The organism is uncultured Traorella sp., assembly GCF_944327115.1.
Classification (GTDB): domain Bacteria; phylum Bacillota_I; class Bacilli_A; order Erysipelotrichales; family Erysipelotrichaceae; genus Traorella.
In genome coordinates, this window is the sequence record NZ_CALVGS010000122.1 from 26,484 (window position 1) to 38,258 (window position 11,775).

The 11,775-nt window shown below is 41.1% G+C and carries 10 protein-coding genes; all 10 read left to right on the top strand.

The features are described from left to right. Window positions 1-59: 59 nt before the first annotated feature. The 10 genes from Q0K35_RS10310 (at window position 60) to Q0K35_RS10355 (ending at window position 11,775) form a co-directional block, all read left to right on the top strand. The gene (locus tag Q0K35_RS10310; RefSeq protein WP_294562778.1) at window positions 60-1,070 is read left to right on the top strand and encodes a glycosyltransferase family 4 protein; all 1,011 of its coding nucleotides are present in this window, start codon (window positions 60-62) and stop codon (window positions 1,068-1,070) included. Next, a complete protein-coding gene (locus Q0K35_RS10315; protein WP_294562779.1) occupies window positions 1,067-2,089 on the top strand; it encodes a lysylphosphatidylglycerol synthase transmembrane domain-containing protein in 1,023 nt (340 codons plus the stop codon). The genes Q0K35_RS10310 and Q0K35_RS10315 overlap by 4 nt, the downstream gene beginning before the upstream one ends. Next, window positions 2,086-4,077, top strand: coding sequence for a RecX family transcriptional regulator (locus Q0K35_RS10320; protein WP_294562780.1), 1,992 nt, complete (start codon window positions 2,086-2,088; stop codon window positions 4,075-4,077). The genes Q0K35_RS10315 and Q0K35_RS10320 overlap by 4 nt, the downstream gene beginning before the upstream one ends. Then, entirely contained in the window at window positions 4,064-4,999 is a 936-nt protein-coding gene (locus Q0K35_RS10325) for an HD domain-containing protein (protein ID WP_294562781.1), read from the top strand. The genes Q0K35_RS10320 and Q0K35_RS10325 overlap by 14 nt, the downstream gene beginning before the upstream one ends. Window positions 5,000-5,057: 58 nt before the next feature. Further along, window positions 5,058-6,176, top strand: a complete 1,119-nt coding sequence (locus Q0K35_RS10330; RefSeq protein ID WP_294562782.1) for an amidohydrolase — start codon at window positions 5,058-5,060, stop codon at window positions 6,174-6,176. Between the two features lie 56 nt (window positions 6,177-6,232). After that, on the top strand, window positions 6,233-6,697 hold the full coding sequence (locus Q0K35_RS10335) for a MarR family transcriptional regulator (protein ID WP_294562783.1): 465 nt from the start codon (window positions 6,233-6,235) through the stop codon (window positions 6,695-6,697). Window positions 6,698-6,699: 2 nt separating this feature from the next. Continuing rightward, window positions 6,700-8,847: an ABC transporter ATP-binding protein gene (locus Q0K35_RS10340; protein WP_294562784.1), complete on the top strand. Its 2,148-nt coding sequence runs from the start codon at window positions 6,700-6,702 to the stop codon at window positions 8,845-8,847. A gap of 1 nt (window position 8,848) precedes the next feature. Next, entirely contained in the window at window positions 8,849-10,699 is a 1,851-nt protein-coding gene (locus Q0K35_RS10345) for an ABC transporter ATP-binding protein (RefSeq protein WP_294562785.1), read from the top strand. 130 nt (window positions 10,700-10,829) lie between these two features. Beyond that, window positions 10,830-11,018, top strand: a complete 189-nt coding sequence (locus Q0K35_RS10350; RefSeq protein WP_294562786.1) for a spore coat associated protein CotJA — start codon at window positions 10,830-10,832, stop codon at window positions 11,016-11,018. Next, entirely contained in the window at window positions 11,008-11,775 is a 768-nt protein-coding gene (locus Q0K35_RS10355; protein ID WP_294562787.1) for a spore coat protein CotJB, read from the top strand. The genes Q0K35_RS10350 and Q0K35_RS10355 overlap by 11 nt, the downstream gene beginning before the upstream one ends.

An 11,775-nucleotide genomic window follows, 5' to 3' on the forward strand; every position in this document is an offset into this window, starting at 1 on the left:
AATCCAGGGGAAAAACATGTTATAATGGTAAAGATGAATTGAAACATGTGGAGGCTTCTATGAAGGTTTGTCTATATTTTGAAGGTAAAGAAATCATCAAAACAAGCGGGATCGGCCGGGCTTTAAAGCATCAGATGGCGGCTTGTGAGTCAGCAGGCATCAGCTATACGCTCGATCCGGATGATGATTATGATATCTTACATATCAATACAGTCGGTGTAAGCTCCTTGCCGGTGATCAATAAAGCGCGTAGCAAGGGCTGTAAGGTCATCTATCATGCGCATTCCACAGAAGAAGATTTTCGCAATTCGTTTGTGTTAAGCAATCAGATTGCTCCGGTCTTTAAAAAGATGCTGATTAGTTATTACTCTAAAGCAGATCTTATTCTGACACCGACCCCTTATTCTAAAAAGCTGCTTGAGGGATATGGGATCACCGTTCCTATTCATGCCTTAAGCAATGGCATCGATCTGAATCGTTTTCATTATGATCCGGAAAAGGTCAAGGCTTTCAGACGCTATTTTTCATTGAAAGAAGAAGATAAGGTCATCATTTCTGTAGGATTATATTTTGAAAGAAAGGGAATCTTGGATTTTATGGAGGTTGCCGGAAGGATGCCGGATATAAATTTTATCTGGTTTGGCTATACCCCGCTGATCTCCATTCCGAAAAAGGTACGGGATGTGATCACAAAGGATCATCCGAACAATGTGATCCTGCCGGGATATGTCAAGGGTGCGGTAATTGAAGGCGCTTATGCCAACGCCAACTGTTTCTTTTTCCCAAGCTATGAAGAAACGGAAGGTATCGTTGTACTGGAAGCATTGGCAAGCTCACAGAACGTTTTATTGCGCGATATTCCTGTATATGATCCATGGCTGGTGAATGGAGAAAATTGTTATAAGGGAAAAAATAATGAAGAATTTATTACGCAGCTCAGAAAGATCTTAAATCATGAATGTGCAGATCTAAGAGAGCAGGGAAGGATCACTGCGGAAAAGAGAAGCATTCAGGAAGTGGGACGTGAACTGAAGAAGATCTATGAGAGTGTTTGTGAGGGAAATATATGAAAAAGGATTTTAAAAAATATGCCTTGAGCATCGTGCTTCTGGTTGGACTGACAGGCTTTGCGCTGTGGTATGTGCTCAAGGATGATAAAGATGCTGTCTTGGCGGAATTAAGCAGCATTTCACCTTTGAATTTTATAGGGATCATGGCTTGTTCGCTGTTCTATTTTATATTTGTGGCCCTTTCGCTTTATGTAATTGCAAAGGAAAAGTATCCGCATTATAAATTTTTGCCGTCTTTATCAAATGCCTATGTCGGCGGTTTTTTCAGCGGTATCACACCGAGTGCCAGCGGCGGACAGGTAGGTCAGGTTTATGTGTTTTATAAGCAGGGAATCGACTCAAGCGATGCGGCAGGTATTTTATGGCTGGACTTCGTCATGTATCAGGTGGTACTGATATTTTATACAACGGTATTGGTCCTGCTCCGCTTTCCTGTATTTTCAAGTCGGGTTCCGGCGCTCTTCGTGATGATCTTTATCGGTTATCTGATGAACGGGATCGTGTTGGCAATGCTTTTTTCAATGGCTTTTTTTCCGGTAAAGTTCAAGCATTTTTGTTTGCGTATCGTAACGCTGCTTCATAAGCTTCATCTCATCCGTGATGCAAATAAAGCGATCAAGAAGTGTGATGACTATTTGGAAGCTTTTACGAATAATATCAATAAGAACAGAAGTAATAAAAAATTAATATGGAAATTGGTCATAGTTAATATCTTACGTCTTACGGTCTATTATTCCATTCCGTATATGATCGGCAAGCTGATCCATGTCGATATGAATTTTATTGATTCACTGGCACTTTCCAGCTATATATCCATGGCCAATACCTTTTTTCCGGTTCCCGGAGCCAGCGGTGGTACAGAGATGATGTTCCTTCAGCTTTATTCGCTGATCCTGCCGCTGACACAAGTATCTACGATACTGATCTTATGGAGGGTGGTTACCTTCCATCTGGCTTTGATCATTGGCTGTATTATGTTTATTATCGAGAAGATTAGAAGAAGGAGGATCATCACATGAGAATAGGTCTGTTTTCGGATACCTACCTGCCGGATCTCAACGGAGTTGCCACAAGCGTGGAGACCTTGCGCAAGGCATTGGAAGCGCATGGACATGATGTCTTTGTGATTGCCAATCACAAGGGACTTCTGCATTTAAAACGCGAAGGCAATATCTTACGGCTTCCGGGCATTGAGCTTAAATGGCTCTATGGCTATAATATGTCCTCACCGTTACAGCTCAAGGCTAAAGAAGAGGTCAAGGCGATGAATCTGGATATCGTACATGTGCATACGGAATTTGGTGTGGGTATTTTCGGGCGTAATGTTGCGAAGGATCTGAATATACCGATCGTTTCGACGTATCATACGATGTATGAGGATTATACGCATTATTTGAATATCTTCGGATTGGAAATCGTGGATAAGGCGACAAAAACGCTGGTAAGTACCTTATCTAAAATTTGGAATGATGCGGCACAGGTGGTCATCGCACCTTCGCAGAAGACAAAAGAAACGTTGATCCGATATGGCGTCAAGGCACCGATCCATGTCATTCCTACGGGAATCGATCTGAGTCAGTTCAATGCCGATAATATCGATCCGGTACTGGTAGCTGGTCTAAAAGAAAAATATGGAATAAGGCAGGAAGACCAGGTCATCATTTATGTCGGACGAGTTGCCAGTGAAAAGTCGATCGATGTCGTGATTCGCGGTTTTAAAAAATTTGCACTGGCTGACGAACATCATAAGCTTATGATCGTTGGCGGCGGGCCGAGCTTAGAAGAATTAAAGGAGCTGGCCAAGACGGAAGGAATCGAAAAAAATGTCATCTTTACAGATCGTCAGGAAAGAGAATTGATACCGGCGTTCTATGAATGTGCTGCAGCTTTTGTCAGCTGTTCAACGAGCGAAACCCAGGGCATGACCTATATTGAGGCCATGAGCTGTTCGCTTCCTGTGTTTGCGCGAAAAGATGAGGTGCTGCTGGATTTGATCGATGAGGGAAAAAGCGGTTATTTTATCGAAGAGGATACTTTTTCGGACCGGTTGGCTGATTTCTTTGCTCTCAGTGAAGAAGAGCGGAAGGAAATGGGGCACTATGCCCGTAAAAAAGTCATGGGATATGATACAGAAGTATTTTATGAGAGAGTGATTGCCTGCTATGAACAGGCGTATGCTTCTTATTTTAAGACCTTGACGATCAAAAAAGTCAAAAGTAACAGCGAATATGTGACATTGACCTTGAAGGATTCACAGGATGAAGAAATCAAGTGTATGGTTTCACTCGAAGATTATTTTGCCTTTGAATTGAAAAAAGACGGCATTGTCCATGAACTGACCCTGCAGGAGCTTCAGCGCAGAGAAGTTATCTTAAAAGCATGGATTTTATGCATCAAAAAGCTTGCTGCCAAAGATCGTACCCGGAAGGAAATGTATGATATCCTTTTAAAAGAGAATACTCTGGATGCGAAAGCGATGAATGATATCATTGATAAGCTGGAAGAAAAAGGATATATCAATGATCAAGCCTATCTGATGAATCACTTGGAGAAGATGAGCGATTCTTTAGAGGGAAAAGAGAAGATCATTCGTACATTGGTAAAAAAAGGACTTCCTTATGAAATGGTAAAAGAAGCGGTGGATTCTTACAGTGATGCTTCAGAAAGAGCGAAGGCGATCCGCTATATCTCAAAAAATGAAAAGACGATGAAGGAAGGCAGCGTCAAGATGAAAAAACAGATGCTGATCTCTCGTCTGATCAATCATGGATATTCTTTTGATGTTGCGAAAGATGTCGTCAATCATTATGAATTTACGGATGAGTTTCTGAATGATAAAGATTCTTTATATAAGACGATCCAAAAAGCAATTCGGACATATTCACGAAAATATAGCGGAGAGGATCTCAAACGTATGGTGCTCAATCAGTTGATCCGTAAGGGCTTCAGCTCTGAGGATGTACTTGTCGCAATAGAAGAAATGGAGATTTTTAATGATGAAAATTAATGAGTTGAAGGATGGATCACGCGGACGTTTTACATTTTTGTTAAGCTCACTTACCAAAGGAGTGACCAGCAAAGGAGCCACCTATCTTTCCTGTGTGCTTCAGGACAAGACGGGCAGCATGGATGCGAAATACTGGTCCCCATCAAGTGAAGAAATAAAAATGCTTAAACCAGGAATGGTTTTGGAAGTTGACGGTGAAGTTTTAAATTACAATAAGCAGCTTCAGATGAAGATCAATGCTGTCAAGGTCATTGATCGCTCACAGATCGATTTAAATGATTTCATCAAAGAGGGGGATATTCCTCGAAGTGAATTAAAAAAGAAGATTACAGGAATCATTGATTCTTTTGAAAATCAGACATTAAAGACGTTGATTCTCAAGGTCATGGAGCATTATGAGCTTGATTTCTATAATTATCCTGCGGCGGCCAAGATCCATCATGATTTTGTAGGAGGACTGGCTACCCATGTCTGGGGAATGATCCGCCTGTCGCTTGCCATCTGTGAATGCTATCCTTCGTTAAATAAAGAATTGCTGATAACGGGAGTGATCTTGCATGATATTGGCAAATGTGTGGAATTGAGCGGACCGGTCATTACGGAATATACAGTTGAAGGAAGACTTTTGGGTCATATTTCCATCATGCAGGCCATCGTAGCTGAAATTGCACATGAAAATGGTCTGGAAGGTGAAGAAATTATGCTTGTACGTCATATGATCCTTTCACATCATGGTGAATATGAATATGGCTCACCTGTCTTGCCAATGATACCGGAAGCTGAGATCCTTCATTATATCGATAATATCGATGCCAGAATGAATGTGATCACGAAAGCTTATGAAGGTGTGAATGAAGGAGAATTTACTTCACGACAGTTTGCACTTGAAAATAGATCTTTTTATAAGAGTCATTTAAAATAGGGATTTCACTTGAAATCCTTTTTTTCATGAACATGATTTTTTTTGCATAGAATAAAGCATGAAAATAAGAAATGAAATAAAGGCTCTTTATGATATGCTTGTAAGGATCCGACGAGATTTGCATCAAATGCCCGAAACAGGCTTTGATACCTTTAATACGATGGCTTATGTTGTAAATAGCATTCCCATAGCGGCTGATGCGTATGATGGCTTCAGCGGTGTTTTTTATTTGCCGGGGAAAAATACGGCATGTATTGCTTTTCGTTGTGAATTAGACGGATTGCCTGTAAAGGAAGAAAACCTATTTTCTTATGCATCTGAAAACAAGGCGATGCATGCCTGCGGTCATGATGCACATATGGCGATCATGATCTGTACCTTGCATTATTTTATTCAGCATCCTTTTGAATATTCTCTGCTTTTTATCTTTCAGCCGGCAGAGGAGAGCGGTGGTGGTGCCAAGCATATGATCCAAAAAGGTATTTTTGAAAAATATAAGGTTCAATATCTGATAGCGGCACATGTCTATCCGCATTTAAATGATAAGATCGGATGCCGCAGCGGTGTCTTGATGGCAAGAAGCTGTGAGATCAAGATCATTGTACAAGGCAAAAGCGCTCATGCGGCTCATCCTGAAAAAGGAATTGATGTCATGCGGACTTTGTGCTTATTTTTAGATTGGATCACTGAGCTGAAAATAAAATCAAGCCCATCACTGATTCATTTTGGGAAAATGAACTGTGGTGAAGTCTGTAATGCAGTTGCTGCCAATGGTATATTGGAAGGTACCTTACGCAGTTTTGAAGATGAGAGCTTTGATGAGCTTCGTTGTCAGATGATCGATAAATTAAAGGAAATGGATGAAAAATATCATACATTATCGAAGATCTGCTTTTCAGATGGTTATGAAAGGGTCGTCAATGATGAAGGACTGGTTCGGCTCGTTTCGCAAATTGCTAAAAAGGATTATGTGACGATGGAACCCCTTTATTTAAGTGAAGATTTTTCATTTTATCGTAAAAAGTGTCCATGTTGCTTATATCTTTGCGGCTTAAGCAGTGGAGAGGATCTTCATTCATCACGTTTTGATCTGAAAGAAGAAGAATGTCTTAAGGCAGTGGAAATGAATGTTTCTTTGGCAGAGCATATCCTTTTAAAAGATGGTATTAATTCTTGACTTAGAAGATGAGATGATTATAATAGTTAATATGGTTAACTATTGGAGGTGATTGCATGTATGAAATCAATAAAGAGCAGATGAAAACCTTGATAAAGATCAAACAAAAAATGCATCATCTGCGACTGTCACCGACGCTTTCGATGTCATTGTTTTCGATGCTGAAAACGATCGATGCACAAGCAGTGCCTATGAAAATAGCCGGTGAAGAAATAGTAGCCATGAGGGTCAATGATCTTTTTGATACGATTCATGTTAGCCGGCCGGCAATATCCAAGGCTTTGAAGGAGTGTGAATCTAGAGGTTATATTTGTCGGTTTACAAGCGAAAAAGATAAGCGTTTCAGTTATGTAAGCCTGAAAGAAAAGGGAAAAGAAGTGATTGCTCAGGCAGAAGCTGAAATCAAAGAATCTATGAGCTGGATCGTTGCCCAATTCAGTGATGATGAAAAAGAACAATTTAAGAACCTGATCTTGCGTATTGATCAGATCTTAGATGATTTTGAAAAGAAAGGACGTTAGAAATGCTACGACTAAAAAAATACTTAAAGCCGTATCTGCTTATGATCGCGGTAGCTATTGGACTTTTGTTTGCTTCTAATATATGTGATCTAAAGCTTCCGGATGTGATGAGCGATATCGTCAATGTCGGCATCCAGCAAAGCGGGATCGAACATGCATCCGTGGATGTCATTAGTGAGGATGGTCTTGATTTTCTAAGCGTGTTCATGGAAGAAGATGAGGTTTCCCTGGTTAAAGATTCCTATGTGCTGGAGGATGGATATTATCATCTGAAAGAAGATGTGGATCGTGAAACCTTAGATGAGATTTTTTCGGTAAGTGAATGGACGCTGATCAATGCCCTTCAAAAGATGCAGCCGGCAGAAGGTACGGGTGATCTGAGTGAATCCGTCAATGATATTGATATTCAGAAATTATATGCCGCAAAGCCATTTTTTGAAATGATGGATCTCAGTGATGCTCGCAGCAGTGCGCTTGCCTTAGATGAAACGATGCGCAGTGGTACAGGTGTTGTCTTTGCCAAGATGTTCTATGAGGAAGCCGGTGAGGATCCCTCAGTGATGCAAAGCGAATATATTTTAAAAAGCGGCGCTAAGATGCTGGGTATTGCCTTTATCGGCATCTGTGCCACGATTGCAGTCAGCTTCATTGCTTCACGTGTGAGCAACGGTGTCGGCAGAGATCTTCGAGAAGATATTTTTAAGAAGGTCGAAGGATTTTCAAATGCAGAGTTTGATAAATATTCAACTTCTTCATTGATCACGCGAAATACAAACGATGTGACACAGGTCAGTCAATTGGTCATGATGGGTTTGCGAATGATCATCAGTGCACCGATCATGGGAATTGGAGCCTTGATCATGATTTTTAAACGTAATACAAGCATGGTCTGGATATTAGGTTTAGGAATAACGGTAGTCATGCTGATGATTATTTTTATGTTTATCTTTGCTTTGCCGAAGTTTAAGATCATCCAGCAATTGGTTGATAAATTAAATCTGGTTGCCAGAGAAAACTTAAATGGTCTGATGGTCGTACGTGCCTTTAAAAATCAGAAATTTGAAGAGAAGCGTTTTGATAAGGCTAATACCGATCTTACGAAGACCCAGTTGTTCATCAATCGTACGATGGCCGTGATGATGCCTTTTATGACACTGATGATGAATGGCATGATGCTTTTGATCATTTGGGTCGGTGCCCATCAGATTGCCCAAAGCCAGATGCAGGTTGGTGATATGATGGCTTTCATGCAGTATTCGATGCAGGTGGTCATGAGCTTTGTCATGATTGCCATGATCTTTATCCTTGTTCCAAGAGCCAGCGTCAGTGCGGGACGTATTGCGGATGTGTTAGAAACAGAGAGCATGATTCAGGATCCTGTTCATCCGCTTCCTTTTAAAGAAGAATATAAGGGTTATGTTGAATTTAGAAATGTATCGTTTAATTATGGAGATGCCGATGAAAATGTGCTGCAGGATATTTCCTTTGTCGCAAAGCCTGGGGAAACGACTGCCTTTATCGGTTCTACGGGTTCCGGTAAGAGCACGCTCATCAATCTGATTCCACGTTTCTATGATGTGAGCAAGGGTGAGATCCTGGTCAATGGTGTCAATGTTAAGGATGTGACTCAGCATGATCTTCACGATCAGATCGGTTATGTTGCTCAGCGAGGCATTCTTTTATCGGGAACGATCAAGGAAAATATTAAATATGGCAATGAAAATTTAAGTGATGATGAGGTCCGTGAGATTGCGAAGGTAGCTCAGGCCGATGATTTTATCAGTGCCAAGGAAGAAGGCTATGATTTTGATATTGCCCAGGGTGGTGCCAATGTCAGTGGCGGTCAGCGTCAGCGTTTAAGCATTGCCCGTGCGCTGGCAAAAAAAGCGCCTATTCTGATTTTTGATGATTCCTTCAGTGCGCTTGATTTCAAAACCGATGCAGCCTTACGTGCCGCTCTTGCAAAGCATACCAGCGATGCAACGATTTTGATCGTTGCACAGCGTGTCAGCAGCATCATGCATGCTGAACAGATCATTGTATTAGATGAGGGAAAAGTGGTCGGCAAAGGAACGCATGAAGAGCTTTTGAAGAATTGTCCGACATATTATGAAATCGCCTCAAGTCAGTTATCAAAGGAGGAATTATAAGATGGCAGAAGCAAATATGACATCTAAAAGACCTTCTAGAAGAGGTCACGGCCCTAATGCCATGATGGTTGCGGAAAAAGCGAAAGATTTTAAAGGTACATTTATCAAGCTGGTGAAATATCTCGGAAAATATAAGATCACGATCATCCTTGTTATGATCTTTGCCATCTGTTCAACGGTATTTTCAATCATAGGTCCTAAGGTCATGGGTGATGCGACTCAGAAAATCTATGAGGGATTGATGAATATCATTACAAATAGCGGCGGTATGGATTATGACGGGATTCTCAGAACGATCCTTCTTTTGCTGGGGCTTTATGTTCTGAGTGCTTTATTTTCATACATGCAGGGCTGGCTGATGAGTGGTGTGGCCAACAAGGTCAGCTATCAGATGCGAAAGGAATTGGCAGCAAAGATTCATAAGCTTCCATTGTCCTTTTATGATAAAACAAGCTATGGTGAAGTACTTAGCCGTATCACCAATGATGTGGACACTCTTTCCAATTCTCTGAACCAGTCATTGACCCAGATCGTAACGTCATTGACTACGGTGATCGGTGTATTATATATGATGTTTTCCATCAGCTGGCAGATGGCATGCGTTGCCTTGCTTGTCTTGCCGATTTCGATGATCTTCATCAGCGTGGTCGTTAAACGGAGTCAGGGCTATTTTGTCAGCCAGCAGGAATATTTAGGTCATGTCAATGGTCATATAGAAGAAATGTATGGTGCTCATATCATCGTTAAGGCGTATAACGGTGAAGAAAAAAGTACGAAACAGTTTGAAAAATTAAATAACAGTCTGTATGAATCAGGCTGGAAGAGCCAGTTTATGTCAGGGCTTATGATGCCGATCATGAGCTTTATCGGTAATGTCGGCTATGTTGCCATCTGTGTTCTGGGAGGCTATTATGCATCCATCGGTGTGATCACAGTAGGTAATATTCAGTCTTTCATTTCTTATATGAGAAGCTTTACACAGCCTTTGACACAGGTAGCGAATATTTCGAATGTCTTACAGCAGACGATGGCAAGCAGTGAGCGTATCTTTGAATTTTTAAGTGAAGAGGAAGAAGAACCGGATACTCAACATCCATTGAATGTCGAGAATATCAAAGGCGATGTCATCTTTGCCCATGTGAAATTCGGCTATCAGCCGGATAATATCGTCATCCATGATTTTACAGCGGATATCAAGCAGGGACAAAAGGTAGCAATCGTAGGCCCTACGGGTGCCGGTAAGACAACGATCGTGAAACTGCTGATGCGTTTCTATGAACTGAATGAAGGTGCAATCTGTATCGATGGCTTGGATATCCGACAATTTACCAGGAATGATCTGCGAAGCTTGTTTGGCATGGTCTTACAGGATACATGGTCATATAGTGCTTCTATTGCGGATAATATACGTTATGGAAAATTGGATGCGACGGATGAGGAGGTCGTCCAGGCAGCAAAGGCCGCTCAGGTCGATCACTTTATCAAGACTTTGCCGGATGGCTATAACAGCATTTTAAATGAGGATGCCAATAATATATCACAGGGTCAGAAACAGCTTTTAACGATTGCCAGAGCCATTCTGACAGATCCGAAGATCCTGATCCTTGATGAAGCAACCTCTAGTGTTGATACACGTACGGAAATTCTGATACAGAAAGCAATGGATAATCTGATGAAGGGAAGAACAAGCTTTATCATTGCTCATCGTCTTTCTACCATCAGGGATGCTGATCTCATTTTATGTATGGATCATGGCGATATCGTAGAACAAGGCAGGCATGAAGAACTTTTGGAAAAGAAAGGCTTCTATTATCGCTTGTATAATTCACAGTTTGAACATGAGGAAGAATAACTTCCTCATTTTTTTTACTGATTAAAGATATGATCGATATGTTTTTGTCTATAAGAAATTTACCTAGGAAGGAGGTATCTTCTTCCATATTCTATGAGTGAGGAATACCTCAGAAAGGAATCAGCTAAATATGAGCAAAGAATTTGGATGTAGCCGTAACCGTAGGGATTCACGTCCTTTGGCAATGGCTTATGTTCGTAAGCAGTCATGGCGCAGAATCTATAAGTTAGATGTTGCACTTGCACGTGGCACACTGTTTAATGAACTGGATATGCCTTTTAGTGGATGTGGAATAGGAGGAAGACATTGTGAGAAATAACGATAGCTTTGATTTCTGCGAAAAAAATCATTATGATTGTGACCGCGATTTTGATTTTTGTGATGATGATTGTGAATATAACGGATATGATCGTCGTCGTATAGGCGATTATGATCGAAGAAACGGCTGTGAAGATTTTGATTGCCATCGCCGTGACAGAGATTGCGACTGTGATGACTATGATACGTATCATCGTGACAGGGATTGTGACTGTGATGATGGACACAGACGGAAGTGTGAGTGTGAGGAAAGAGGCAGAGAAGGATGTCATGATCATGATGAGTGTCACTGCCATGAACGAGAAAATGATTGCTGTCATGATAACGATTTTGATAGCGAATGCTGTGAAAGAACAGCACGTTGTAGCGAATGTCGAGATTTTAATGAAGATGAAAGATTTGGATGTAACTCTCGATGTGATGCCGCACAAAGTGATGAGTCATGGTTCGACTGTCGAGAAGAAGATGAGTGCTGCCAGCGTTCACGTGAATTGTGCGAAGAAGAAAAAAACTTTAAGAGAAAATTAAAGTGCCGTATTCAGGTTTTAGATTTCGCATTAGTAGAAACCGCATTATTTTTAGATACGCATCCTTGCGATTTTGAAGCTTTACGCTATTATCGTATCATTAGAAAAAAACTGGCTCGTTTAGAAAGACTTTATGAATGTAAATTCGGTCCTCTGACAAATCAAGGCGTCGATACCGAATTTGGTTGGGAATGGGCAACGTGCCCATGGCCTTGGGAAGGAAAGGAATAA

Bases quoted from the DNA above. Each gene is read 5' to 3' on its own strand.
- Q0K35_RS10310 (WP_294562778.1), top strand. From the start codon at position 60: ATGAAGGTTTGTCTATATTTTGAAGGTAAAGAAATCATCAAAACAAGC.
- Q0K35_RS10315 (WP_294562779.1), top strand. From the start codon at position 1,067: ATGAAAAAGGATTTTAAAAAATATGCCTTGAGCATCGTGCTTCTGGTT.
- Q0K35_RS10320 (WP_294562780.1), top strand. From the start codon at position 2,086: ATGAGAATAGGTCTGTTTTCGGATACCTACCTGCCGGATCTCAACGGA.
- Q0K35_RS10325 (WP_294562781.1), top strand. From the start codon at position 4,064: ATGATGAAAATTAATGAGTTGAAGGATGGATCACGCGGACGTTTTACA.
- Q0K35_RS10330 (WP_294562782.1), top strand. From the start codon at position 5,058: ATGAAAATAAGAAATGAAATAAAGGCTCTTTATGATATGCTTGTAAGG.
- Q0K35_RS10335 (WP_294562783.1), top strand. From the start codon at position 6,233: ATGTATGAAATCAATAAAGAGCAGATGAAAACCTTGATAAAGATCAAA.
- Q0K35_RS10340 (WP_294562784.1), top strand. From the start codon at position 6,700: ATGCTACGACTAAAAAAATACTTAAAGCCGTATCTGCTTATGATCGCG.
- Q0K35_RS10345 (WP_294562785.1), top strand. From the start codon at position 8,849: ATGGCAGAAGCAAATATGACATCTAAAAGACCTTCTAGAAGAGGTCAC.
- Q0K35_RS10350 (WP_294562786.1), top strand. From the start codon at position 10,830: ATGAGCAAAGAATTTGGATGTAGCCGTAACCGTAGGGATTCACGTCCT.